Genomic DNA, 25,722 nt, shown 5'->3' with positions numbered 1-25,722 from the left:
CTTGTACAGGGAATGGCACAATAGGTCCGTTTATCCTGTCGATGTGGACCTTCTTGCAAACCTAGCCTATGCCGATACTCAACCTGAGCGCCGACACCGATATCTATTACGAACTGATCGACGGCGATCCCGCCAGGCCGTATCTGGTGTTCCTGCACGAGGGCCTCGGTTGCTGCGCGATGTGGAAGGATTTCCCCGCGCAACTGTGCCAGGCCACAGGCTGCCGCGGCTTGCTGTATGACCGTCACGGCTATGGACAGTCGTCGCCGCTGGCGGCGCGGCGCCAGATCCATTACTTGCACGACTATGCGCTATGCGAGTTGCCGCTCGTGCTTGCGGCACTGATACCGGGACAGGATCACTTTCTCATCGGCCACTCCGATGGCGGCAGCATCGCCCTGATTTATGCGGCGCAGCAAGCGCCACGCCTGCGCGGCATCATCACCGAAGCGGCGCATGTCTTCGTGGAAGGCATGACGCTTGACGGCATCCGCAGCGCCGATGCGGCGTTTGGCGCGGGCAAGCTGCGTGCGCTGGCGAAATACCATGGCGATAATACCGCGTCGGTCTTCAAGGCCTGGTCCGAAACATGGCTCAGCTATGGCTTCCAGTTCTGGAATATCGAATATCTGCTGCCCTCGGTCGAATGCCCGGCGCTGGTGGTGCAGGGCACGGAAGACCAGTACGGCAGCGCCGCCCAGGTCGACACCATCGTGGCGCAGGCCTTGAACGCCATCCCGGCCATGGTCGAGCAGTGCGGCCATACGCCGCACCAGGAGCAGCCGCCCGCGTTGCTGGCGCTGATGGACGGCTTTTTACGGGGGCGCATGGACGCGCCCGCTCACCCGGAGACAACATGATCGACCATTTGGACCACCTGGTATTGACGACGCGCGACAAGAGCGCGTGCATCGATTTTTATACGCGCGTGCTGGGCATGCGGCTGGAAACGTTTGGTGCCGGGCGCCATGCCTTCAAGTTCGGCATGCAAAAGATCAATCTGCACGAGCATGGCAAGGAATTCCTGCCCAAGGCCGCGCTGCCGACCCCGGGTTCGCTCGACCTGTGTTTCATCGCCGCCGTGCCGCTCGATACCTTTATTGCCCACTTGAACAGCCTGGGCGTGGCGATCGAGGAGGGGCCGGTGGCCCGCACGGGTGCCAACTGGCCCATCCGCTCCATCTATCTGCGCGACCCGGACCGCAACCTGATCGAAGTGTCCGAGCGCGCATAAGCGTCGCCAGCGCGCCTCAATGGCAGGCGGCATCGCTGTCCCAGCGGCCCGAGCAGATGCGCGAACGGCACAGCATGCCTTCGATCATGCCCAGTTGCTTGCAGCGCCGCAGCAGGCTTGCCGTTTCCTCTTCTTCCGTGCGCAGCACCACGTCGCGCACGGGCGCCGCCGGACCTTCTTGCCGGTGCGCATGCGCCACCATGGCCGTCAGCAAGGCCACGTCGCTGTCGCCCGCGGCGGACGGTGCGGGCCTGGACGCGGGCGGGCGCGTGGCCCCCTGGCGCACGGCGGCAGGCGCCTTGCGCGGCGTGGTCGCGGCCATGGGCGCCGCCGCCACCACGACAGGCAGGGGCGGGCTCGCGTCATTGACGATGGTGGCCGCATGCTGGGCCGTCGCCGGCGGCGCCGCCGGTGGCGCTGGTGCTGGCGCCGGCGCGGTTGCGGTGGCGCGCGCCACGGTTGTTGCCGGCTCCGCTGCGGAGTCCGGCGCGCCCAGGCTTGCCATGTCATGGGCCAGCACGGCCACGCCAAGCGCCACCAGGCAGGCGCCGCCTGCCACCCAATACCAGCGGCCGGGCCGCCAGTGCGCCGCATCCGATGTGGCGGGCGCGGTGGCGCCATGTTCGAGCTGGGACAGAATACGATTGCCGTCGGCATGGGCGGCAGCCATGTCTGCCTTGCCCAGCAGGTTCGGGCCGCGCGGCGGTTGATCTCCGGTTTTCAGCAAAGACAAAATATCACCTCCGAACTGGATCGAGCTTGATGTAAACCGCGCTCATGTGGGCCGCGCACGCATACGATCTAGCGATACCGCCGGGCAATTGCTGTCCGACCCCCGCAGATCCCTGTCACGGAGCGCCCCATGTTCGTCGCCCTGGTCCTGATGTATTTCCTGCTTGCCTGTTTCGCCTGCTGGCTGCTGCTGTTTCCCGGCGGGCGCGCCACCTTGCTGCACGCCATGGTCAACCTGGGCTGGCGCGTGCAGCGGCGCGCCCGGCGCCTGAACCAGGGCGGCGGGGCGCAATGGCAGCGCTTGCGGCAGCACACGGGTTCCGGCACGGCGCGCGCCTGGCGGCTGCTGCTGCGCCACCGCTGGCTGTCGCTGGCAGGCGGCATGCTGATCGTCATGCCGCCACTGCTGGCCTGGCTGTCCAGCGACCGCATTGCCCTGCGTGGCTATGCCGACCGGCAACACGCCATCAATGACCAGGTCAGCGACTTGCTGAAAGGCGAGCAGCTGGTGCCGCCGCCGACCCTGCCGCCGCTGTTGTTTACCACGGCGGAGGTGACCCAGTTGCGTCCGCTGCTGGGCGGCGCCAGCCGCAACTGGCAGTTGCTCGACCATGATTACGCGCAGCGCCTGTTGCTGGTGTTCAAGATCATGAAGGAGGTGCATGGCTACGATATGGTCTTGCTGGAAGGCTACCGCAGCCCCGCCCGCCAGAACCAGCTGGCGGCGGCCGGCCCGAACGTGACGAACGCCCGGGCCTTTCAAAGTTATCACCAGTATGGCCTGGCCGCCGATTGCGCGTTCATGCATGAGGGAAAGCTCATCATTTCTGAAAAAAATGCGTGGGCCATGCGCGGCTACCGTTTATATGGCGTGACGGCCGAATCGGTAGGCCTGCGCTGGGGCGGGCGCTGGACCATGATGGATTTCGGCCACACGGAATTGCCGCAGCGCCAGGTGCTGGGCAAGTCGGCAGCGACGAACTGACAGGCGGCGCCAGCCATTCTAGCGCCGCCCGCGCGCGGTGTTTTCAAAGGCGCAAGCATGCTTGCGCGGCGTCAATAGTGCCCGGCACGCTGCACGGCGCGGCCGTTCAACACTTGTTATTTGTCAACAAAGTTTCCCGGCATTGCTGTCAGGATCGACCGGGTCCGCTCATGCTCTTGCGGCGGCCATCCCGCTTTGCGACCTCACCCTGGGCTCACCATGCTGCGAAGAATCTGGCATTTCCTTACCGATAGCCGCCATCTGACCATCTTCGGCTTCGTGGCTCTGGCCGTGTTCCTGTACCTGGGTGCCGACATGCTGGAAGTGGCGCTGGTCTGGGCCGTGGCCGTGCTGCTGCTCGCCTTTGTCATCTGGCTGGGCGTGTGGCTGTGGCGCCGGCGCCGCGCGCGGCGCGATGCGCAGGCGCTGGGGCAGGCGATACTCAACCAGGCCGAGATCGCCGCCGCGCAGGCCGCCTCGGCTTCCACGACGGCGCATCCGCAGCATGGCGAGCTCGACGCCGTGCGCACCGGCTTGCTGGAAGCCATCGATACCATCAAGAGTTCCAAGCTGGGGCTCAAGTCGGGCGCCGCCGCGCTGTACGAATTACCGTGGTACATGATCATCGGCAATCCGGCCGCCGGCAAGAGCAGCGCCATCCTGCATTCAGGCCTGCAATTTCCCTTCGCCGACGGCAAGATCGTGCAAGGCGTGGGCGGCACGCGCAACTGCGACTGGTTCTTTACCACGGACGGCATCGTGCTCGACACGGCGGGCCGCTATTCCGTGGTCGACGAGCACCGCGGCGAATGGTTCGGCTTTCTTGACCTGCTGAAAAAATACCGGCGCAAGGCGCCCATCAACGGCATCCTCATCGCCGTCAGCATCGCCGAACTGGGCGGCGATCCTGATGTCGGCATGCAACTGGCGCGCAGCCTGCGCAAGCGCGTGCAGGACGTCATCGAGCGCCTGGAAGTATTCGCGCCCCTGTACATCGTGTTTACCAAGGCCGACCTGATCGCCGGCTTCTCGGAGTTTTTCGCGGATGCGGAACGCAGCGAGCGCGAGCGGGTCTGGGGCGCCACCATGCCCTACCAGCGCAAGCTGCCCACGGCGGACCTGCTGAATTTCTTCGACCAGAGTTTTGACGAATTGCATGATGGCTTGACGGAAATGAGCCTGGCCAACATGGCGCACCGCCAGCGCCAGACCATGGCGCCCGGGGTGTTTACTTTCCCGCTCGAGTTCGCCGCCATCAAGCCCGCCCTGCGCGCCTTCATCGCCACCCTGTTCGAGGAAAACCCGTTCCAGTTCCAGCCCGTGTTCCGTGGTTTTTATCTGACCAGCGCGCTGCAGGAAGGCGAGCCCGTCAGCGCATCGTCGCAGCAGGTGGCGCGCCGCTTTGATCTGGCCTTCGCGCCTGCGCCCGCCGTGGCGCCAACGGGGGCGCGCCAGCATGGCTATTTCCTGCTCGACCTGTTCCGCAAGGTGATTTTTGCCGATAAACACCTGGTCGCCAACTATGCCAGCCGCAACAAGGTGCGTTTCAAGTACGCCATATTCTTTGCCGCCACCGTGACCCTGGGCGCCTGCCTGGGCGGCTGGAGCTGGTCGTACCTGGGCAACCGGCAACTGGTGGCCAATGTCGAGGCCGATCTGAACAAGGTGGTGCGCCTGCAGGAGCAGCGCCTGGACTTGCAGTCGCGCCTGGAAGCGCTGGAGATCTTGCAGGACCGCATCGAGCAGCTGGAAGCGTACCGCACGCAACGGCCCTGGTCCTTGCGCATGGGCTTGTACCAGGGCGAGTTGCTCGAACGTAAGCTGCGCGAGGAATATTTTGCCGGCGCGCGCCACGTCATGCTCGAACCCGTGGTGGGCGCACTGGAGGGCTTGCTGGCCGAGATGAATGCCAGCGCCGACCAGCTGCAGCCGGCGGCGCGCACGCCGCAGACACCGGCCGCGGCACCGGCTGCATCGCCCGCCGCACGCACCTTCCAGTACCAGGCCGCGTCGCCGACGAATGTGGAAGACGCCTACAACGCGCTGAAAACCTATCTGATGCTGGCCGATAAAACGCATGCGGAAAGCAGCCATCTGAATGACCAGATGACGCGTTTCTGGCGCGGCTGGCTGGAAGGCAACCGTGGCGCCATGCCGCGCGAGCAGATGATACGCAGCGCCGAGCGGCTCCTGACGTTCTACCTGGCGCAGGTGGCCGATCCGTCGTGGCCGCGCATCGAACAGAAGCTGGCGCTGGTGGACCAGGCGCGCGACAACCTGCGCCGCGTGGTGCGCGGCATGCCGGCGCGCGAGCGCGTGTATGCCGATATCCGCGCGCGCGCGTCAACGCGCTTTCCGGGCATGACGGTGGCGCGCATCGTCGGCGAGCAGGACCAGGCGCTGCTGGCGGGCAGTTATGCCGTGTCCGGCGCCTACACGCGCCAGGCCTGGGAACAGTTCGTCGAAGGGGCGTTCCGCGATGCCGCCAACCGCGAACTGCAAAGCGCCGACTGGGTGCTGAAAAGCGCGTCGACCGACGACCTGACGCTGGAAGGCAGTCCGGAGCAGATCGAGAAAAACCTGGTGGCCATGTACAAGGCCGACTACGCGCGCGAATGGCAAAAGTTCGTGCAGGGCGTGGCCGTCGCCGACCTGAAAGGCTTCGACGGCGCCGTGCAAGCCATGAACCGGCTGGGCGACCCGCAGTCCTCGCCGATCGCCAAGCTGCTCACGACCATCTACCAGGAGACGTCGTGGGACAACCCGGCGCTGCAAAATGCGCAGCTGCGCAAGGCCGAGCGGGGCATCATTGCCTGGTTCAAGGAGACCGTGCTGCGCCGGGCGCCCTCGCAGCTGACGGCCAATCCCGGCCTGAACGCGCAGATCGACCCGGCCCGCCTGGACAAGCCCATGGGACCCGTGGGGCGCGAGTTTGCGGGCGTGGGCAAGCTGATGGCCGCCAACGAGAAGGATGCGTCGCTGATGCGCGCCTACCTGGAGGCGCTGTCGAAACTGCGCAGCCGTTTGAACCAGCTGAAGAACCAGGGCGATCCCGGGCCAGGCGCGCGCCAGTTCATGCAGCAGACGCTGGAAGGCAGCGGCTCCGAACTGGCCGACACCTTGAAACTGGTCGACGAGCAGATGCTCACGGGGATGAGCGACGCGCAAAAGCAGGCCATCCGGCCCATCCTCGTGCGGCCATTGATGCAGACCTTTGCCGTCATCGTCGCGCCGGCGGAGCTGGACATCAACAAGACCTGGGCGGCGCAGGTGTATGAGCCGTTCCAGAAGTCGCTGGCGAACAAATATCCGTTTGCGCCCTCGGCGCGCATCGAGGCGAGCAACCTGGAAATCGGCCAGTTCTTCGGCCCGGAAGGGCTGGTGGCGAAATTCGTCACCACCGCCATGGGACCGCTGGTGGTGCGGCGCGGCGACGTGCTGGCGCCGCGCACCTGGGCCGACATGGGCATCAGCCTGTCGCCGCAGGTGGTGGCGCGCTTCCCCGGCTGGATCGCGCCGCTGGGCGCGGGGGGCGTGGCGTCCACCTCGACGGCGGCGCAAACCGTGTTCCAGATCCAGCCATCGCCCGCGCCGGGCACGCTGGAATACACGGTGGAGATCGACGGCCAGCAGCTGCGCTACCGCAATACGCCGGCGCAGTGGACCAACATGGTCCATCCCAGCCCGCAGGGCGCGCCGGGAGCAAGGATCACGGCCGTCACCTTCGACGGGCGCACGGTGGAACTGTTCAACGAAGCGGGCCAGTTTGGCCTGAAGCGCATGATCGACGCGGCCAGCAAAAAGCGCAAGGACGGCGGCGTGTTCGAGCTGCGCTGGACGCGCGGCGACGTGGCCGTGGCGCTGGACCTGAAAATCACCAGCAGCGCCGAAACCACGGGCGCCGGCGCCGCGACGGCCGTGCAGGAACAGGGCTTTCGCGGCATGAAGCTGCCGGAAACGATCGTTGGCACGGCCGTGGCGGCACCGCCGGCGGCAGGTGTCGCGGACGCGGTGGCGGGAGTGGCGGGCGGGGTGGCGCCATGATGCGCGGGCCGCAGCAGGTGCGCCTGGGATACTTTGGCAAGATCCCCGCGCGCGGCGACTTCATCAAGGCCTGCGACAACCACGCGCTGGTGCAGCTGCTCGACGACTGGCTGGCGCAAGTCATGAACGCGTTGACGGCCGAACCGCGCTGGAAGCTCAATTACGACGCCTTGCCGCCGCTGCGCTTCGCCTTTGTCGGCACGCGCAGCCGGCGCGCCATCGCCGGGCGCCTGGAAGCGAGCAGCGACCAGTCGCACCGGCGCTTTCCCTTCATGGCCATGGGGGCGCTGGAGGTCGACGATGCCGGCACCTTTGTTGCCCGCAGTCCGCTGGTGCTGGCGCCGCTGTGGCAGCGGGTGGAGCAGCTGTCGCACGGCATCGTGGCCAGCGCCGAACCGGGGGCGGCGCTGCTGGCGCTGGCCGGCAACGTGGTGGAAATCGATACGGGCGCCGCTTGCCATGCGGTGCAATTCTCGGATTTTTTACAGGCGCAGACGGTGCACAGCCTGCAAGCCATGCTGGCCTCGCCCACCTTTCCCGTGACGGTGCGCGAGCTGCTGCTGGGACTCGGCTTGCTGCTGCGCCCCGTGCGCCAGAGCGGCCGCCCGCGCCTGGAAAAAAGCCTGGTGCTGCCACTGCCGCAGGACGCGCACGCGCGCGAACTGGCGGCCAGCTTCTGGCTGCACCTGGTCACGCCATTCCTGCGCCAGGCCGATTTCGAACTGGCGCTGTTCTTCGCCCATCTGGATGAGGCACCGGTGCTGGTGATCGGCTTTTGCGGCGCCGATCCGCATGGCTTGCGCGCGCTGATCGAGCCGCAGTCGGCCGGCGAGCGGCTGATCGTCTTCGATCAGCTGGACTGGGTCGACGAGCAGCTGGGGGCGGAGCCGGCGCTGCGCCGGTTCTCCGCCTGCCTGCAGCAGGAACAGATGTCGCTGCGCTCGGCCTGCAGCCTGTTTGCCGAAACCTTTGCCTGAAGGATTGCGATGAAATCTTCCGCCATCGTCGTGCTGCTGCTTGCCGCCGCCATGCCTTGCCGCGCCCAGGTGCAGGCACAGGCGCCCGCCACGCCCATGCCGGGACAGATCCTGGTGACGGGCACCCTGGCAGATGAAGGGGCCAAGGCGGCCGTGCTGGCGCGCCTGCGCGAACTGTATGGCGCCGAGCGCGTGGTCGACCAGATCGCCATCGGCAACGTGGCCGTGCCAGCCAACTGGAACGCTTATGTGCAGAAGCTGATCGCGCCGAACCTGAAGCTCATCTCGCGCGGACAGATCAGCATCGACGGCAGCAACGTCAGCGTGCGCGGTGAAGTGGCCAACGAGGCGCAGCGCCAGCAGATCGCCAGCGACATCGCCACCAGCCTCAATCCCACCTACATCGTCAACAACGGCTTGCGCGTCAAGGCGGCCGAGGCGGAGCAGGGCATGCTCGACGCGGCGCTGGACAAGCGCATCATCGAATTCGACAGCGGCAAGGCGAGCATCACGCCAGCCGGCCTGGCCATCCTCGACGAGATGGCGGCTGTCATGCAAAAGCTCAAGGAGCGCAAGGTGGAAGTGATCGGCCACACGGACAACACGGGTCTGCGCGCCAGCAATGTGGCGCTGAGCCAGGCGCGCGCCGACGCCGTGCGCAGTTATTTCATCACGCAAGGCATCAAGGCGGAGATGGTGCTGACCTCGGGCCAGGGACCGGACCGCCCCGTGGCCAGCAACGCCACGGCCGATGGCCGGGCGCGCAACCGGCGCATCGAATTCAGGATCGCACAATGATCAACGCGCAATGATCAAGGCAGCGTGATGGTCAGGTTCGCCGGTCGCGGCGCCAGCTTGACCAGGTCCGCATAGGCCGCCAGCGTCGTTTGCGTGGCATGTGTCAGATGCGTTTTCAGGCCCAGGTAGGCGCAGATGGCCAGCAGGGCGAAGATGCTGGACAAGGCCCATAGCGGCACGTCGCTGCGGCGCTTGTTGACCACCTGGTCGGGGCGCTCGGCGCGCGGCGCGAAGCCCCGGCTCTTGCCCTTGATGTGGGCGATCTCGTCGCCCAGGCGGCTGGTCAGATAGCTGAGTTTCTCGCCGCCGTCGATCGCATATTTTCCCTGGAAGCCCAGCAACAGGCACATGTGGAAGACCTGCAGCGCCTGCACGCGCATGGCGCCCTTGCCGCGCAAGGCGTCGAGACGGTCGAAAAAGTGTTCGCCGGCCAGCTGGTCGCCGAAGATCAGCAACTGCAGCGGGCGCCGCTCCCACTGCTTGCGCAAGGAGAAGGGCGAGGCCAGGATGATTTCATCGACGGCCGAGCAAAACGCATATTTGGCCGCCTCGATATCATCGCCGTCGGCGCGGATCTTTTTCGCTTCGCGTTCGAAGTCGCCGAGAAAGGCCGTGATGCGCTCCATGAAGCTTTGCTCATCGCCGGGCGACGAACCATTCTTCAGCATGAACAGCATGTAGAAGCCTTCGTGCATCAGGTCCAGCAGGGCGCTGCCGGCATGCCGGCTGCTGTTTGCCGGGGCGGGGCCGCGAGGACCCAGCAGGGAGGGCGCCGCGCGCCGTTCGATGAGCTGGCTCATGCCGTCACCGCGATCAGTTCCAGCTGCAGGTCGCGTATGCCGGCCGGCACGTACACGGAGATCGACTGCGCCTTGCGCATTTGCTCGTACAGCGCGCCGCGGTTGTCGATCGCAAAATAATACGTATCAGGGCGCACGGGGATGGCGGCGGGAACCTGTGGCGCGTGCGACAGCTTCACGCCGGGCATGGCTGACAGCACGCATTTCTCCACGTCGTCGGGCGCGCCCACCTTGACGCGCAGCGGCACCACGTCGACCAGTTCGATGGCCGGCATGGCGGCGCGGATGGCCAGGTACAAGGTGGTGTGCTGGTCGATCTTGCCCGAATCGAGCTTGCCCAGGTAGTACGATGGCTTGTCCTCGAGCAGGGCGATGGAAAAATACTTGGACGAGATGACCGTGTCGAGCAGTTCGCGGATGATGCCGTCGATGGCGTCGAAACAGGCGCCCGGCTGCGCATGGTCGTAGGCGGGCAGGCTGGCCAGCGTGTAGTGCCTGGAGTAGCTGAGCAGGCCGCCCGCCAGACCCAGCAGCGCTTCGTACAGGCGCTCCGGATGCAGGGCAGGATGGCGCACATAGTGCATCAGGGTGGTGGCGGCCGTGCTGACCGTGTGCAGCAGCCAGAACGAGGACACGTCGCCCGAACGGAACTCGATCACGTTGCGGCTCGGTTCGCGGTGGTGGCCGTGCAGCGCGCCCACCTTGGCCTGCAGCGCGTCGAGCAGGTGTTCCAGCACGCCTTGCAGGCGCGGCGCGCCGGCAATCGCCAGGCTGGGCGCCATGAACGCGGGCACGGCTTCGAAACCACCCGACACCGTGCGCCGCAGGGCGATCAGCGGCAGGCAGTCGTAGGAGCCGCGCGCCTCGCTGTCGGGAAGCAGGCGCAAGGTCTTTTTCAGGTAGGCCACGTCGGCCACGGCGGACTCCGTAAACAGGTCGGGCGTGGCGCGCATGCTGTGCACATAGCGGGTGTTCGGCGGCGTGCTGGCGGCGCCGGTGCCGGTCGCCGGCTGCGCCGTGTAGTTCACGCCTTCGCGGTTCAGCACCGGCAGGGCCGCGTAGTAGGTCACTTCCTGCACGGAGGGCGGCAGGGCTTCCAGGTCCACCGGCGCCGGCAGGGCGTCGCTGCCCGGCGCGCCGTCGCCGGCCGCCTCGAATACTTCGCCGTCGCGGAAGATGGCCGACAGCGCCAGCAGGCGCAAGGTGCCCGTCTGCAGCGCCGCCAGGTCCCATTCCATGTGCGCCACGCCCCACAGATACGGATGCAGCGCGCTGGCCGTGTGATGCAAGCGCATTTCATGATATTGATCCTGGCGCTGGAAGTGCTGCGGCCGCAGGAACAGGCCTTCTCCCCACAAGACTTTCGCTGCCATGCCCATGTCGTTTCTCCTCGTGTGTGGCGGTGTGATGAATGGCTTACTGGCAGCGTACGGACGACAGCGCGGCCATGGCGCCGCCGCCGCCCACGCTCAGCGCGCAGGCATGCAGGCCGACCGTGATGCCGCCACGCTCCGCGTCGGCGGCGGCAAAGGTGGCGCGCCAGCGCTGCGCCGCGGGCGCGCGGAACAGGGCCACGACGCCGATGAAATACGCTTCCTTGCTGACTTTTTCCTCGATCTCGTAGCGCTGGCCAGGCACCAGCAGCACTTCCTTGACTTCCATCAGATCGGCGCCCAGCGCGGCTTTTTCCTTCTGCGCATCGAGGAAGCTGTCGTAGGCGGCCTGTTCGAAGGCGGCGCTCTGGCGCAGCTTGTAGATGCGCGCCACCAGCGCCAGCGGACGGCCTTCGGCATCGGTGTTCAGGCGCTGCGCCGCGTGCAGGTGGATGCGGACATTGCGCGGCGGCTTTTGCGCGTCGGGCAGCTCCGCTGGCGGCTTGGCCACGCCCGCCATTTGCAGCGCCGCGCTGGCCAGGGAGCCGATGGCGCCGCCCGCGCAGCCGGTCAGCGGCAGCAGCAAAAGGAGGTGCATGAGCGGCAGGCGGAACGGAAGGGGATATCGCATGGGCCTGCCTTCGCAGAAAATTACATGGGGAAAGAAAGTGCTGCAGCCATTTAATCGCATGTGCCAGCGGCCTGCTTGCGGTGGCGCAAAGACCGTCCGTGATCGAAGAAATTACTGTGCCAGATCAGGATTGTTCGCCTTGCGGCACGCTGTCGAGTGGAACTTCTTCTTTGCTGATTAATCTCAACCTGGCAAAAAAATTGGCGATCAATAATGGCCTCCACCACGGCGCCGCCCATCTTTCCCAGCGGTAGCGTCCTCCTCGTGAAGGAATGCCCAGATGAAGCCAGCCATGACCTTGCCCCGTATAGCCTGTCTCGCCAGCGCCTTGCTGCTGGCCGCCTGCGCCACGCCGGAACCGGTGGCGCCCAAAAAACCTGCCGCGCCGACCCTGGCGCAAGTCATGAGCGATGCCGATGCGGCCGCGCGCGCCGGCCAGTACGAACGGGCCATGACCTTGCTCAAGGGGGGCGGCACCAGCTATCCGGCCGACAAGGCGCCGTGGCTGCAAATGGCGCAGATGAAGTTCGACCGCGGCCAGTACGGCGACGCCATCGGCCATGCGCTCGAGGCGCTCGAGCGCGACCCGGACGACAAGGTGGCCAACAGCATCGTCGCCGTCAGCGGCTTGCGCCTGTCTGGCAAGGCCCTGACCGACCTGTCGCGGCAAAACAACCTGAATGGCTCGCTGCGCTCGGAAGCGCAGGACCTGGCCAAGTTGCTGCGCGTGAGCATCGGCGAGGAAGTGCTGGTGCCGCCGGCCAAGCGCCCGCCAGCTGCCGGCAAGCGCGCCACGGGCGCGGGCGCGCCGGCGGCGGCCTCCAAAGGCGCGCCAGCGGCGAGCGGCACGGCCGACCCGTTCAGCGGCCTGAAATAAGCCGGCGACTCCCTCACCCCCTTGCAAAGGAAGCGACATGCCCAAGTCCGACAGCGTCCAGAAACGCCTGCAAAAAATACGCGCGCCGCGCGTGCAAATGACCTACGACGTCGAAATCGGCGACGCCATTGAAAACAAGGAGCTGCCCTTCGTCGTCGGCGTGCTGGGCGACTTCGGCGGCAATCCCGATAGCGAGAAAAAGCGTCTGAAGGACCGCAAGTTCGTTGCCCTCGACCGCGACAATTTCGACGAAGTGCTGGCCGGCGTGGAGCCGGTGGCGCGTTTCGCCGTGCAGAATCGTCTCAGCGAGGCGGGCGGCACCTTCGCCGTCGACCTGCATTTCCGTTCAATGGATGACTTTCGCCCGGAATCGGTGGTGCGCCAGGTCGATCCCTTGCGCAAGCTGCTCGACGCGCGCACCAAGCTGGCCGACCTGCGCAACAAGCTGGCCGGCAACGACAAGCTGGAAGACCTGCTGACGGAAGTGCTGAACAACACCGACAGCCTGGCCACCCTGAAACCGCAGTTCCCGGCGCAGGAGGATTGAGATGAATGCACAGGCAGAAGATCACGCAGTGCAGGCGGCGGCCAGCGCGCCGGCCCAGGCGACCGATCTGCTCGACCAGATCGTCGAACAAAGCCGCGTCGCCAAGTCCGGCGCGGAACATGCGCGCGCGCGCGACCTGATCTCGGAACTGGTGGCGCAGGTGCTCGATGGCACGGTGCTGATGTCGCACAGCCTGTCGGCTACCTTGGACGCGCGGGTGGCCGAAATCGACGGCCTGATTTCCGCCCAGCTCAGTGAAATCATGCACGCGGCGCCGTTCCAGCAACTGGAGCAAAGCTGGACGGGACTGCGCTACCTGGTCGGCAATTCCGACACGGGCACGCGGCTGCAGATCCGCATGTTCAACGCCACCAAGCGCGAGCTGGTGAAGGATTTCCAGGCGGCGCTGGAGTTCGACCAGAGCAGCATGTTCAAGAAGGTCTACGAAGAGGAATTCGGCACCTTCGGCGGCGCGCCGTTCGCCGCGCTGCTGGGCGACTTCGCCATTTCGCGCCAGCCGGAAGACATGTATTTTGTCGAGCAGATGTCGCACATCGCCGCCGCGGCCCACGCGCCGTTCATCGCCTCGGCCGCGCCGGAACTGTTTGGCCTGGAAAGCTACGGCGACCTGGGCAAGCCGCGCGATCTGGCGAAAGTCTTCGACACCATCGAGTATGCGAAATGGAAAGCCTTCCGCGAGTCCGAGGATGCGCGCTATGTGGGCCTGACCTTGCCCCGCTTCCTGGGCCGGCTGCCATTCAATCCCCTCGACGGCACCACCGTCGAAGGCTTCAACTTCGTCGAGGAAGTCGACGGCAGCGACCACCATAAATACTTGTGGTGTAACGCCGCGTATGCGTTTGGCAGCAAGCTGACGCGCGCCTTCGCCGACTACGGCTGGTGCGCCGCCATCCGCGGCGTGGAAGGCGGCGGCCTGGTGGACGACCTGCCGACCCACACATTCAAGACGGACGAGGGCGACGTGGCCCTGAAATGTCCGGCCGAAGTGGCGATTACCGACCGGCGCGAAAAGGAATTGAGCGACCTGGGGTTCATCTCGCTGGTGCACTGCAAGAATACGGCGTATGCGGCGTTTTTCGGCGCCCAGTCGGCGCAGAAAAGCCGCAAGTACAACAGCGACGCGGCCAATGCGAATGCGGTGCTGTCGTCGCAGCTGCAGTACATCTTCGCCGTCTCGCGCATCGCCCACTACATGAAGGCCATGATGCGCGACAAGATCGGCAGCTTTGCCGCCGCCTCCAACGTGGAGGATTTCCTGAACCGCTGGCTGATGCAGTACGTGCTGCTCGACGATAACGCCAGCCAGGAGCAAAAGGCGCAGTTTCCCCTGCGCGAGGCGTCGGTGCAGGTGCATGAAGTTGCGGGCCGCCCCGGCGTGTACCGCGCCGTCTCCTTCCTGCGCCCGCACTTCCAGCTCGACGAATTATCCGTTTCGCTCCGACTGGTCGCGGAGTTGCCGAAGTCGACCAATTCCTGATCCAGTGGATCATCTTTCAACCAGAGGAGCACACCATGGCAATCGATGTATATCTGCAGATAGACGGCATCAAGGGCGAGTCCACCGATGACAAGCACAAGGACTGGATCGAGTGCAAATCGGTCAGCTGGAGCGTCGAGCAACCGAAATCGGCCACCGCCTCGACGGGTGGCGGCCACACGGCCGAGCGCTGCGAGCACAAGGATATCGTCATCTCCAAGCTGGCCGACCTGGCCTCGCCGGTGCTGCTGCAGACCTGCTCGGCCGGCAAGACCATCCCCAAGGCGCGTTTCGAATTCATGCGCGCCGACGGCCAGGGCGAGCGCGTCAAGTACTTTGAAATCGAGATCGAGAATGTGCTGATCGGCGCCGTCACGCCGAACGTGGAGGAAGGCGACATCCTGGGTGAACACGTCGGCTTCAAATTCTCGAAAGTGAAGTGGAAATACACGCAGCAAAAAGTCACGGGCGGCGCCGGCGGCAATACCTCGGGCGGCTGGGACCTGGCCGCGAACCGCGTGGCTTGATCCATTGTGCGCGGCACGCGGCGGATAGCCTCCGGCGCGTGCCGCTGACTTTTGAGGAGCATGCATGGACAGTTATGTACCCGGTTTGTTCGACCGCCTGATGGGCGATGGCGGCAGCGGGCAGGGCGGCGTGGCGGCGCGCCTCTCGCTTGAGCAGCTGAAAGATGCGGTGGCGCGCGACCTGGAGGAATTGCTCAACACGCGCGTCGCCCTGCCACCGGGTGCCCTCGACGCCTATCCCGAATGCGCCGCCTCCATCGTCAACTATGGCCTGATCGACTTTGCCGGCATGTGCCTGTCCAGCAGCGATGACCGCGCGCGCATCTGCGCCGCGCTCAAGGCGGCCATCGAACGCCACGAGCCGCGCCTGCGCAATGTGCGCGCGCGCCTGGAGCGCGAGGCGGGCGCCATCAACAAGGTCGGCTTCGTCATCAGCGGCACCTTGGCCGTGGCCTGCGGCGGCGAGATGGTCAATTTCGACGCCGTGCTGCAACCGTCGTCGCTGCGCTATTCGATCAACCGCAAGGGAGCCGCCATATGAGCAATAACCTGAAAACGCTGATCAGCAAGCTCAATGACACGGCGCGCACGGCGGCCACCCGCGCCGCCGGCATCTGCGTGGGACTGGGCCAGTACGAAGTCGATATCGAACACCTGTTTCTGGCCTTGCTGGAGCAGGAGCGCAGCGATTTCGTCACCATCGCGCGGCGCAGCGAAATCAGCCTGACGGCGCTGGAAGCGGACCTGCGCCGCGAGATCGGCGGCTTCAAGACGGGCAGCGCGCGCACGCCTGTATTCTCTCCCCATCTGCCGCTGCTGTTCGAACACGCCTGGCTGATCGCCTCGCTGGGCGCATCGGCGGATGCCGCGCAGCCGGCCGCCATCCGCAGCCGGCATTTGCTGTTGGCGCTGCTGACGGAGCCGGAGCTGTCGCAGCTGGCCTACCGTGGCTCGAAACTGTTCGCCCGCTTCAGCGTGGAGCAGTTGAAGCACCATCCCGACAAGCTGACGGCCGGTTCCGAAGAGGACAGTGCGGCGCCGCCGCCATCGTCCGAGGGATCTGACGATCCAGCGACGACGCTGGCGACGAAAACCCCGGCGCTGGACCAGTTCACCACCGACCTGACGCAGCTGGCGCGCGATGGCAAGCTCGATCCCGTGATCGGCCGCGAGGCGGAGATTCGCCAGGCCGTCGATATCCTGCTGCGCCGGCGCCAGAACAATCCCATCCTGACGGGCGAGGCGGGCGTGGGCAAGACGGCCGTCGTGGAAGGCCTGGCCCTGCGCATCGCCACCGGCGACGTGCCCGAGGTGCTGCAGGGCGCGCACATCCACACGCTCGACATGGGACTGCTGCAGGCGGGTGCCAGCGTGAAGGGCGAATTCGAAAGCCGCCTGAAAAATGTCATCGACGAGGTGGCGAAAAGCCCGCACCCCATCATTCTGTTCATCGACGAGGCGCACACCATGATCGGCGCCGGCGGCCAGGCGGGGCAGAACGACGCGGCCAATCTGCTGAAACCGGCGCTGGCGCGCGGCGCCCTGCGCACGATCGCCGCCACCACCTGGAGCGAGTACAAAAAATACTTTGAAAAGGATGCGGCGCTGGCGCGGCGCTTCCAGGTGGTGAAGGTGGAGGAACCGAGCGAAGATATCGCCTGCGCCATGCTGCGCGCCATGGCGCCATTGATGGAGCGCCATTTCGGCATCCGCGTGCGCGACGCCGCCATCGTCGACGCCGTGCGCCTGTCGCACCGCTACATCAGCGGGCGCCAGCTGCCCGACAAGGCCATCAGCGTGCTCGATACGGCTTGCGCCAAGGTGGCCCTGGGCCAGAGCGCCACGCCGGCGCAGCTGGAAAACGCGCACCGCCAGCAGGAGCGCATCGGCGCGGAAATCGCCGCCCTGGAGCGCGAGGCTGCCGATGGCGAGGTGGCCGATAAAGCGGGTACGGCGCGCCTGGCGCAGCTGCGGCGCGAGCATGAGGGCGGGCAGGCATTCGTCGCCGGGCTGGCGCAGCGCTGGCAGCGTGAAAAGGCGCTGGTGGCGCAGATCGGCGACTTGCGCACGCAGTTGCGCGACGAGCGTCCGGGCGAAAGCGGCGCGGCGCGCCTGCTGGCGCTGAAGGAGGAACTGGCCGCGCTGCAGGGAGAAGCGCCGCTGGCGCCGCTGGAAGTCGACGCGCAGGTGGTGGCGGGCATCGTCGCTGCCTGGACCGGCATCCCGCTGGGCAAGATGGTCAAGGACGAGATCCGCACGGTGCTGACCTTGGATGCGGCGCTGCGCGAACGGGTGCTGGGGCAGGACCATGTCATCGCCGCGGTGGCGCAGCGCGTGCGCACGGCGCGCGCCAATCTGGATGATCCGAACAAGCCGCAAGCCGTGTTCCTGTTCACGGGACCGTCGGGCACGGGCAAGACGGAAATGGCGCTGGCGCTGGCCGAGCTGCTGTACGGCGGCGAGCGCAAGCTGATCACCTTGAACATGAGCGAATACCAGGAAGCGCACAGCGTGGCCGGCCTGAAAGGTTCGCCGCCCGGCTATGTGGGCTACGGCGAGGGCGGCGTGCTGACGGAAGCCGTGCGGCGCCAGCCCTACAGCGTGGTGCTGCTCGACGAGGCGGAAAAGGCCCACCCCGACGTGCTGGAATTGTTTTTCCAGGTGTTCGACAAGGGCGTGCTCGATGACGCGGAAGGCCGCGAAGTCGATTTCCGCAACACCATCATCATCGCCACCTCGAACCTGGGTTCGGGCGCCATGATGGCCGCCTGCCTGAACCGGACTGCGGAAGCATTGCCCACGCCGGACGCGCTGGAGGAGCTGGTGCGCCCGCAACTGGTGGCGCATTTCAAGCCGGCCTTGCTGGGCCGCCTGAAGGTGCTGCCGTTCTATCCCCTGAACGACGCGGTGCTGGCCGAGATCGTCGCCTTGAAGCTGGCGCGCATCGGCGCGCGCATCGCGCGCAACCACCAGGCGCAGTTCAGCCACGATGCGGCGCTGGTCGAGGCTGTGCTGGCGCGCTGCACCGAGGTTGATTCGGGCGCGCGCAATGTCGACCAGATCCTCAATGGCAGCGTGCTGCCGGCGATCGCCGAAGCCGTGCTGGCGCGCATGGCCGAGGGCGAACCGGTTGCCTCCATCCGCGTCGGCGCCAGCAAGCAGGGGCAGTTCAAGTACACCATCAAATAAATCATCGCCGGAGCATGCCATGTTCAATCTCGAGCAGTTGCTGCACCCCGTCAGCGCCGTCAGCCCTTGCGGCGGCGATATCACCTTCAGCCAGGAGCTCGACGCCATCGCGCGCGCGCGCCAGCACGATGACCCCAGCCTGGACCAGGGCGAGTGGGTGACGGCATTGAAGGAGGCGGACTGGCCGTTCGTGGCGACGCGCTGCGAGCAGCTGATCGCCTCGCACAGCAAGGATCTGCGGGTGGCCGTCTGGCTGGCCGAGGCGCACGCCAAGACGCGGCATTTCCGTGGCCTGGGCGATGGCTATGCGCTGCTGGCCGGTTTGTGCGAACGCTATTGGGATGGCCTGTTTCCGCTGGCCGAGGACGATGACCATGAACAGCGCATCGGCAACCTGTTCTGGCTCTTGTCGCGCACGCCGCAGCTGGTGCGCGAGATCCCGCTGACGGCGGGCGCCGACGGGCAGTTTTCGCTGCAGGATTTCGAGGCGGCGCGCCAGCGCGCCGCCAGCGCGGGCGCGCCCGAACAGGGTTGGGGCGAGTCGATCCGCGATGACGCGGCGACGTTGGCGCAGATGGAGGCGGCGCGGCAGAAAAACACGCGCGAGTTTGCCGATGGCTTGCTGGCCGATGCGCAGTACTGCATGCAATCGCTGCTGGCGCTCGAGCGCAGCGTCGATGCGCGCTTCGGCACCGAAGGCCCGAGTTTTCGCGCCGCCCGCGAAGCGCTGGAAAGCGCCATCCATTTCATCGCGCCGCTGGCGCCCGAGGCGGACTTCTCCGGTGCGCCAGGCGTTGCGGCACCTGGCGCAGGCCAGGGCGGCGCCATCGTGCAGCGCCAGCAGGCGCTGGCCCAGCTGCGCCAGGTAGCCGATTTCTTCCGCCGCACGGAACCGCACAGCCCGGTCGCCTATCTGGCGGACAAGGCCGCCAGCTGGGGGGAATTGCCCTTGCACCTGTGGCTGCGCGCCGTCGTCAAGGACCAGGGCACGCTGGCGCAGCTCGACGAAATGCTGGGCATGGGCAGTGCGAACGGATGATGGTGTTGACGTCTTCCATGCTACCCTGCCGGCATGCCCAGACCGTTCTTTCTCCCTGTTGCGCTGTGCCTGTCCATTTTCGCCACCGGGGCCGCGTGCGCCGCGTCGCCAGTGCTCATCTATGGCGACGACGACTATCCGCCGTATTCCTATGTCGAGAACGGCCAGCTGAAGGGCATCTATACGGAGATCGTGCGCGAGGCCGCGCAAGCGATGCCGCAATACCAGGTGCAGTTGCGGCCCGTGCCGTGGAAGCGCGGCGTGCTGATGCTGCAGACGGGCGAGGCGTTTGCCCTGTATCCGCCGTATTTGTGGCGCGACGAGCGGCCATACATGCGCTATTCCGTGCCCTTGCTGATGGAGCAGATGGTGGTGTTCTGCAACCAGGAGGTGGTGGCCAGGCGCAAGCTGGAGCACTGGCCCGCCGATTATGGTGGCTTGCACATCGGCATCAATGCGGGCTTCCTGCTGGGCGATGCGGGGCTGACGCAAGCGCTGCGCAGCGGGAAAGTCGTGCTCGATGCGGCGAAGGGAACGCGCACGAATTTGCTCAAGCTGATGCGCGGGCGTATCGATTGCTATGTCAGCGACCGCCTGTCGGCGCAGTGGGAATTGCAGCGCATCCGGCGCGACCGCCAGGCCGGTACGCCGATGCAGGCGATCCACGAAACGGCGCAGCTGGCCAGCCAGCAGGGCTACATGGGATTTACCTTGCGCCAGCCGGGAAAATATCCCTACCGCGATGATTTTATCGACCAGTTCAATGCCGCCATCGTGCGCATGCAAAACAATGGCGCGATTCGCCGCATTCTCGAGCGCGCGCTGCAACCCTGATATTTGACCCTTGGAGAAAACATGAAAAAACTGCTGTTCCTGTGCGTGGTGCTGCTGGCCGGCTGCGTGGGCCGTCCCGAGAATATTGAACCTGTCAGCAATTTCAATACCACCAAATACCTGGGTAAATGGTATGAAATCGCACGCCTCGACCATTCCTTCGAACGGGGCTTGAGCCACGTGACGGCCGACTACAGCCTGCGCCAGGATGGCGGCCTGAAAGTGCTCAACCGTGGCTACAAGGATGCGGATGCGAAGTGGAAGGAAGCCGAAGGCAAGGCGTATTTTGTTGACAAGAAAGACGAGGGCTATCTGAAAGTGTCGTTTTTCGGCCCCTTCTATGGTTCCTACATCGTCTTCGACCTGGATCAGCAGGACTATAGTTATTCCCTGATCAGCGGCCCCGACAAGTCCTACTTGTGGTTGCTGTCGCGCACGCCCACGATGGATCCCGCATTGCAGCAGCGTTTGATCGAGAAGGCGACAGCGCTGGGTTTTGATACGTCAAAATTGATCTATGTGAAACAAAACTGAGTATTCCCCAGTGCCGCCCGCGCGTGGCGGCATATTGTCTTCTGGTTGTTGCTTTTCTGCATGTTATTTCTTGCAATACCCTCCTGATTCACTCACAATCAGCACCAAAGTAGTGCGTGCGTGGCGCTTGTGGCGCCGGGCATGGCTGCATGGTGTCGTCCCACTTTCGCGATTGTCTGCCGACAAATGCTTGCTATAGTGAATGGTAGCGGCATCGGGTCGGCGGCAAGCGTGCATAGCTTTTTCAGATAGGAATAGCGCAATGAAAAACCTCAAGATTGGCGTGCGTCTCGGTGGTGGTTTCGCCGCGGTATTGTTCCTGCTGACGTCCCTGACCGTGGTGGGCATCGTGCAGATGCAAGGCGCCAGCAAGGAAACCGATGCCCTCGTCAACGTCAAGGTGCGCAACGAGCGCCTGATCGGCGAGTGGACCAAGGTCATCGAGGTCAACGCGGCGCGCACGGCCGCCGCCTGGAAGGTCAGCGATCCTGGCCATCAAAAACAATTCGAGACGGAAATGGCGGCCTCGTCCGCCCGCGCCACGGAAATCCAGAACGCTATCGGCAAGAGCCAGCTGAATGCGGAAGAGCAGGCGCTGTACCAGGAAGTGCTGAGCACGCGCAAGGCATACACGGAAGTGCGCAAGAACGTCTTCAAGGCCAAGAACGCGGGCGACCTGGAACTGGGCAAGCGCCTGTACGAGGGCGACATGGCCGTCAAGCGCGATATTTACCTGGCGGCGCTGAAGAAACTGGAAATGCTGGAAGCCAAATTGCTCGACGAATCGGCCGCGCAAATCCGTTCGCGCTATGAAAATGGCCGTTTGCTGCTGATCTCGCTTGGCGTGGCCGCCATCCTGCTCGGCATCGCCTGCGCGTACTGGATCACGCGCTCGATCACGCGGCCCATCACCCGCGCCGTCGAGGTGGCCGAAGCTGTTTCCGCTGGCGACCTGACCAGCCATATCGTGGTGGAAAGCCGCGATGAGACGGGGCAATTGATGCATGCGCTGAAAAACATGAACGACAAGTTGATCAGCATTGTCGGCCAGGTGCGTGCCGGCACCGATGCCATCAGCACGGCGTCGAGCGAAATTGCCGCCGGCAATCTGGACCTGTCGTCGCGCACGGAAGAACAGGCCAGTTCGCTGGAAGAGACGGCATCTTCCATGGAAGAGCTGACGTCCACCGTGAAACTCAACGCCGACAATGCGCGCAGCGCCAACCAGCTGGCCATCGACGCTTCGCAAATCGCCAGCAAGGGCGGCGCGGTGGTCTCGGAAGTGGTCAGCACCATGGGCTCGATCAATGACTCCTCGCGCAAGATCGTCGACATCATCAGCGTCATCGACGCCATCGCCTTCCAGACGAATATCCTGGCCCTGAACGCGGCCGTCGAAGCGGCCAGGGCAGGCGAGCAGGGCAGGGGCTTCGCCGTGGTGGCATCCGAGGTGCGCAACCTGGCGCAGCGCTCCAGCCAGGCAGCCAAGGAAATCAAAGGCTTGATCGACGATTCCGTGCAAAAGGTCGAGGCCGGTTCGCAATTGGTGGACAAGGCGGGCCGCACCATGGATGAAATCGTGCAAAGCATCAGCCATGTGACGCAGATCATGAACCAGATCACCGACGCCAGCGACGAACAGCGCACGGGCATCGAACAAGTCAACCAGGCCATCGGCCAGATGGACCAGGTGACGCAGCAAAACGCAGCACTGGTGGAACAGGCTGCCGCCGCGGCCGAATCGATGCAGGAACAGGCGGCCAGGCTGGCCGACGTGGTGGGCTTGTTCAAGCTCGACGCTGCACAGCAATATGCGGCCGACAGTGTTTCCAGCAAGGTGGTGCGCACGGCCGCCGCCAGGCCTGCCCAATCCGCCGCGCCTGCCACGCGGCGCACGCTTGGCCCAGCCTCCGCGTCCGGCCCTGTCCCTGCCCATGCGGCGCAGTCCGCCGCCGCAGGTGCCCGTACGGTAGCCGGGCAAGCTGCCAAGGTGGCGCAGCCCGATCCGGTACGCGCCAGCAAGCCGCGCGCCCCCGCGACGACTGGTGCCGATGAGTGGGAAGAGTTTTAAGGAACCTTGGGAAGGAGCCTTGGGATGGAACCCTGGGCCGGGACGCGCGTCGCGCCTGGTTCTTTGCCGGGTTTTTCAAACACTCTTTTTCAAGCGCTCGTTTCAAGCACTCTTTTCAAGCACTCTTTTTCAAGCACGCTATAAGACATCGGATCGATTGATTGATCGTCTCCCTTCGCTGTAAAGCCCGTCCTGCACGGGCTTGCTGCACGGACTTTTCAAGCAGCGTTTCTGCTTGACGTGGCGCGGGCGCTACAATCGCGGCTTGAAGAATCCCGCGAACGCGCCCCGCCATGACTACCCGCCGCACCATTGATCCCTCCCGTACTGAAGCCGCCAAGCCAGCGGCACCGGCTAAACGCGCGCGCTGCGCCATTTGCCTGCGCGCGACCGCCAGTTGCATTTGCCGCTGGATGGCCCCCGTCGCCCACACCGTCGATGTGCTGATCCTGCAGCATCCACTGGAAGTGCACAACGCCAAGGGGAGCGCCCGTTTGCTGCACCTGAGCCTGCCCAACAGCCAGTTGCTGACAGGCGAACAGTTCACTCCCGACCGCCTTGCCGCGCTGCTGGCCGGCAAGCACAATGTCTTGCTGTATCCCGATACGCCTGGCGACCGCTCGCTGGGCATCGCGCCGCCGCCCACGCTCGACCCGGCCATCCTGCTCGACCCTGCGCAGCTGCGGCTGGTGGTACTCGATGGCACCTGGCGCAAAAGCCGCAAGATGCTGTATCAAAACCCGCTATTGCAACAATTGCCGCGCCTGCCGCTGCGCGACATGCCCGCTTCCCATTACCTGATCCGCAAGGCGCATGCGCCGGACCAGTTGTCGACCCTGGAAGCGACTTGCTACGCCCTGATGCAGTTGGAGCAGGACGTGCCGCGTTTCGTTCCCCTGATTGCGGCCTTTGACGGATTTGTCGCGCAGCAGTTGAGTTATGTCATGCCGCCTGGTGAAAAAGCTTGAATTGGTGGCACGGTAGCCCTTGATCTTGCCCCGCGAGCGGCATAGTATACTGTACGTATATACAGTTGATGGGGCCGTTCATGAAAGCAATCATTCCAGAGCACGGTGACAGCTTTGCCGGGCAAGCCATGCTGCCGCCGCAATCGCCGAAGGCGCAGAAAGGCCGTGGCGCCGTATCCAACCTGCAAGGACGCTACGAATTGCATGCGCGCGACGGTTTCGATGATGGCTGGAGCGTGGGCGGCCTGGATGCGCCAGGCGGGGAGGCGAGCACGCCAGCCTGGAAGACGCAGGTCAGCGACGAGCAGGCGCGCACCATTCTCACGCGCAACGCCTCGCCTGATTTGCCGTTCAATGTGTCGCTCAATCCCTATCGCGGTTGTGAACATGGCTGCATTTATTGCTTTGCGCGCCCCACGCACAGCTATCTGGGCCTGTCGCCGGGCCTCGACTTTGAAAGCCGCATCTACGCCAAGGTGAATGCGCCGGAACTGTTGCGGCGCGAACTGGCCAAGCCGTCGTATGTGCCCGAACCGATCGCGCTGGGCGTGAATACCGATGCGTATCAGCCGTGCGAACGCGAACGCCAGCTGACGCGGCGCGTGCTGGAAGTGCTGAACGAGTGCGATCACCCGGTGGCGCTGATCACCAAATCGTCGCTGATCGAGCGCGACATCGACTTGCTGGCGCCCATGGCGGCCAGGCGCCTGGCGGCCGTGGCCGTCACCGTGACCACCCTCGATCCCGCCATCGCGCGCACCTTGGAACCGCGCGCGGCGGCCCCGGCGCGGCGCCTGCGCACCATCCGCACCCTGACGGAGGCGGGCATTCCCGTGGGCGTGAGCATCGCGCCCATCATCCCATTTGTGACGGAACCGGAAATCGAACAGCTGCTCGAAGCCGTGCGCGATGCGGGCGCCATCCATGCCCACTACGTGGTGCTGCGCCTGCCGTGGGAAGTGAGTCCACTGTTCCAGCAGTGGCTGGAAGCGCATTTCCCGGAACGGGCCCAGCGTGTGATGAACCGGGTGCGCGAAATGCGGGGGGGCAAGGATTACGACAGCGCGTTCGGCACGCGCATGCGCGGCGAAGGCGTGTGGGCTGACCTCATCCGCCAGCGTTTTGAAAAGGCCGTGCACCGCCTGGGCTTGCATGGCAAGGGCGGGCGCTTCAAGCAGCTCGACTGCACGCAGTTCCGCCGGCCGCTGGTCGTGCCACCGCTGGGCAACAAGGCGAAAGGGGGCAATGCGGGACAGCTGGATTTGTTTTAAATTAAACCGTCGTCATCGCTGCTGCCGCACGGGCGCTCATGTGCCGTAAGGCGGATGGCGCTGGCCCGCCGCCGGGGCCTGCCGCCGCCCGCCGGAAGTGGCGCCGCGCCGGCGTCCGGGAACGGGGAGGCAGGATCTGAACCCAGGCCACCTCGGGCTGCCTCAGTCTGCCTCAGTCTGCCTCAAGCGCCGGAGGGCGCCGCAGCACTGTCCTGGCCAGGTGTCTGGAGTTGCGCCAGATGCTGCTCGATGGCGAAGACGTGCGGGTCACTCTTGCCCAGCTCGCGCAGGGCGCTGGCCAGATGCAGCAGGTAGTCGCTGTTCGGGCCGCTGGGGCCGGCGGATCTGGCGATCTGGCGCGCGATGTCGAGTTCGGACGCGGCGCCCAGGAAGGCGGCGTTTTCCTCGTTGGCGATGTACACCAGGCCTTCGACCTTGCCGCCGTCGTCGAAGGTGATGTCGGTGGCCAGGCGCAGATAGCCGTTCTTTTCGCGGTGGTCGAGGTGGGCGAAGACTTCGGGCGTGATCAGGTAAGCCATGCCGTCGCACACGGCGCCCGCCTGCGGCACGAGGGTGACGACCCGGCCAGGGGCCATCGGCGTGCCGCGATGGTCATGCGAGCCTTGCCAGAAGCGCCGCGTCCAGCCTGCGATGCTGGCGGGCCGCCGTTCGATGTAGGGGAAGTCCGCCTTGTAGATCAGCGAGCCATAGCCGAACAGCCAGACCTGGTCGTGGCCGTCGAATTTGTTCATGCGCTGGTTGATGGCGATGGTGGTGGCGTCGATGGACGACA

General features: G+C 65.3%; 24 protein-coding genes. 19 read left to right on the top strand and 5 right to left on the bottom strand.

Annotated features, from left to right (window positions below):
- Positions 1-68: 68 nt before the first annotated feature.
- Positions 69-860, top strand: coding sequence for an alpha/beta fold hydrolase (locus BM193_RS02505; protein ID WP_092795123.1), 792 nt, complete (start codon positions 69-71; stop codon positions 858-860).
- Positions 857-1,234 carry a VOC family protein gene (locus tag BM193_RS02500; protein WP_092795121.1) on the top strand — a complete coding sequence of 126 codons (378 nt, stop codon included), beginning with the start codon at positions 857-859 and terminating at the stop codon, positions 1,232-1,234. The genes BM193_RS02505 and BM193_RS02500 overlap by 4 nt, the downstream gene beginning before the upstream one ends.
- Positions 1,235-1,250: 16 nt before the next feature.
- Here BM193_RS02500 and BM193_RS28660 read toward each other — a convergent pair whose 3' ends face one another.
- The gene (locus BM193_RS28660) at positions 1,251-1,967 is read right to left on the bottom strand and encodes a hypothetical protein (RefSeq protein WP_175533129.1); all 717 of its coding nucleotides are present in this window, start codon (positions 1,965-1,967) and stop codon (positions 1,251-1,253) included.
- A gap of 129 nt (positions 1,968-2,096) precedes the next feature.
- On the opposite strand from BM193_RS28660, the gene BM193_RS02490 reads away from it, so the two are divergent.
- The 4 genes from BM193_RS02490 to BM193_RS02475 all read left to right on the top strand — a co-directional run bounded on the left by BM193_RS02490 (position 2,097) and on the right by BM193_RS02475 (position 8,770).
- Positions 2,097-2,951, top strand: coding sequence for a M15 family metallopeptidase (locus tag BM193_RS02490; RefSeq protein WP_092795118.1), 855 nt, complete (start codon positions 2,097-2,099; stop codon positions 2,949-2,951).
- A gap of 219 nt (positions 2,952-3,170) precedes the next feature.
- Positions 3,171-6,995, top strand: a complete 3,825-nt coding sequence (gene tssM, locus BM193_RS02485; RefSeq protein WP_092795117.1) for a type VI secretion system membrane subunit TssM — start codon at positions 3,171-3,173, stop codon at positions 6,993-6,995.
- Positions 6,992-7,972, top strand: a complete 981-nt coding sequence (gene tagF / locus BM193_RS02480) for a type VI secretion system-associated protein TagF (RefSeq protein WP_092795115.1) — start codon at positions 6,992-6,994, stop codon at positions 7,970-7,972. The genes tssM and tagF overlap by 4 nt, the downstream gene beginning before the upstream one ends.
- 9 nt (positions 7,973-7,981) lie before the next feature.
- A complete protein-coding gene (locus BM193_RS02475) occupies positions 7,982-8,770 on the top strand; it encodes an OmpA family protein (RefSeq protein ID WP_092795113.1) in 789 nt (262 codons plus the stop codon).
- A 14-nt stretch (positions 8,771-8,784) separates the two neighbouring features.
- On the opposite strand, the gene icmH is transcribed toward BM193_RS02475, so the two are convergent.
- From icmH to tssJ, 3 genes are read right to left on the bottom strand one after another with little or no spacing between them, the layout of a single operon-like run.
- Positions 8,785-9,570, bottom strand: a complete 786-nt coding sequence (gene icmH, locus BM193_RS02470; protein WP_092795111.1) for a type IVB secretion system protein IcmH/DotU — start codon at positions 9,568-9,570, stop codon at positions 8,785-8,787.
- Positions 9,567-10,949 (bottom strand): type VI secretion system baseplate subunit TssK, encoded by a 1,383-nt coding sequence (gene tssK / locus BM193_RS02465; protein WP_092795108.1) that lies wholly within the window; start codon positions 10,947-10,949, stop codon positions 9,567-9,569. The genes icmH and tssK overlap by 4 nt, the downstream gene beginning before the upstream one ends.
- A 37-nt stretch (positions 10,950-10,986) precedes the next feature.
- Entirely contained in the window at positions 10,987-11,574 is a 588-nt protein-coding gene (gene tssJ, locus BM193_RS02460) for a type VI secretion system lipoprotein TssJ (protein WP_092795105.1), read from the bottom strand.
- 98 nt (positions 11,575-11,672) lie between these two features.
- On the opposite strand from tssJ, the gene BM193_RS28655 reads away from it, so the two are divergent.
- From BM193_RS28655 to BM193_RS02400, 13 genes are all read left to right on the top strand, one after another.
- Positions 11,673-11,828, top strand: coding sequence for a hypothetical protein (locus BM193_RS28655; RefSeq protein WP_175533128.1), 156 nt, complete (start codon positions 11,673-11,675; stop codon positions 11,826-11,828).
- 26 nt (positions 11,829-11,854) lie between these two features.
- Complete coding sequence (locus BM193_RS02455) at positions 11,855-12,451, top strand: hypothetical protein (RefSeq protein WP_254785794.1); 597 nt, start codon at positions 11,855-11,857, stop codon at positions 12,449-12,451.
- A 37-nt stretch (positions 12,452-12,488) separates the two neighbouring features.
- Positions 12,489-12,998 (top strand): type VI secretion system contractile sheath small subunit, encoded by a 510-nt coding sequence (gene tssB, locus BM193_RS02450; RefSeq protein ID WP_092795102.1) that lies wholly within the window; start codon positions 12,489-12,491, stop codon positions 12,996-12,998.
- 1 nt (position 12,999) lies between these two features.
- Positions 13,000-14,496: a type VI secretion system contractile sheath large subunit gene (tssC, locus tag BM193_RS02445; protein ID WP_092795100.1), complete on the top strand. Its 1,497-nt coding sequence runs from the start codon at positions 13,000-13,002 to the stop codon at positions 14,494-14,496.
- Between the two features lie 35 nt (positions 14,497-14,531).
- The gene (locus BM193_RS02440; RefSeq protein ID WP_034750126.1) at positions 14,532-15,023 is read left to right on the top strand and encodes an Hcp family type VI secretion system effector; all 492 of its coding nucleotides are present in this window, start codon (positions 14,532-14,534) and stop codon (positions 15,021-15,023) included.
- A gap of 64 nt (positions 15,024-15,087) precedes the next feature.
- On the top strand, positions 15,088-15,564 hold the full coding sequence (gene tssE / locus BM193_RS02435; protein WP_092795098.1) for a type VI secretion system baseplate subunit TssE: 477 nt from the start codon (positions 15,088-15,090) through the stop codon (positions 15,562-15,564).
- A complete protein-coding gene (gene tssH, locus BM193_RS02430) occupies positions 15,561-18,212 on the top strand; it encodes a type VI secretion system ATPase TssH (protein WP_092795096.1) in 2,652 nt (883 codons plus the stop codon). Before tssE ends, tssH begins: the two co-directional genes overlap by 4 nt.
- Positions 18,213-18,231: 19 nt before the next feature.
- The gene (tssA, locus tag BM193_RS02425) at positions 18,232-19,251 is read left to right on the top strand and encodes a type VI secretion system protein TssA (protein WP_092795094.1); all 1,020 of its coding nucleotides are present in this window, start codon (positions 18,232-18,234) and stop codon (positions 19,249-19,251) included.
- Between the two features lie 33 nt (positions 19,252-19,284).
- Positions 19,285-20,085 carry a substrate-binding periplasmic protein gene (locus tag BM193_RS02420; RefSeq protein WP_092795093.1) on the top strand — a complete coding sequence of 267 codons (801 nt, stop codon included), beginning with the start codon at positions 19,285-19,287 and terminating at the stop codon, positions 20,083-20,085.
- 21 nt (positions 20,086-20,106) lie between these two features.
- The gene (locus BM193_RS02415) at positions 20,107-20,619 is read left to right on the top strand and encodes a lipocalin family protein (RefSeq protein WP_092795091.1); all 513 of its coding nucleotides are present in this window, start codon (positions 20,107-20,109) and stop codon (positions 20,617-20,619) included.
- Between the two features lie 262 nt (positions 20,620-20,881).
- A complete protein-coding gene (locus tag BM193_RS02410) occupies positions 20,882-22,690 on the top strand; it encodes a methyl-accepting chemotaxis protein (RefSeq protein WP_092795089.1) in 1,809 nt (602 codons plus the stop codon).
- A gap of 293 nt (positions 22,691-22,983) precedes the next feature.
- Positions 22,984-23,658, top strand: a complete 675-nt coding sequence (locus tag BM193_RS02405; RefSeq protein WP_092795087.1) for a tRNA-uridine aminocarboxypropyltransferase — start codon at positions 22,984-22,986, stop codon at positions 23,656-23,658.
- Between the two features lie 128 nt (positions 23,659-23,786).
- Complete coding sequence (locus BM193_RS02400) at positions 23,787-24,929, top strand: PA0069 family radical SAM protein (RefSeq protein ID WP_092795086.1); 1,143 nt, start codon at positions 23,787-23,789, stop codon at positions 24,927-24,929.
- 182 nt (positions 24,930-25,111) lie between these two features.
- Here BM193_RS02400 and BM193_RS02395 read toward each other — a convergent pair whose 3' ends face one another.
- Positions 25,112-25,714: a gamma-glutamylcyclotransferase gene (locus BM193_RS02395; RefSeq protein WP_092796975.1), complete on the bottom strand. Its 603-nt coding sequence runs from the start codon at positions 25,712-25,714 to the stop codon at positions 25,112-25,114.
- Between the last annotated feature and the right edge of the window lie 8 nt (positions 25,715-25,722).

This window comes from Janthinobacterium sp. 344, from assembly GCF_900112025.1.
In the GTDB taxonomy this organism is placed as follows: Bacteria; Pseudomonadota; Gammaproteobacteria; order Burkholderiales; family Burkholderiaceae_D; genus Janthinobacterium.
This window is presented reverse-complemented; position numbering and strand designations above follow the sequence as displayed.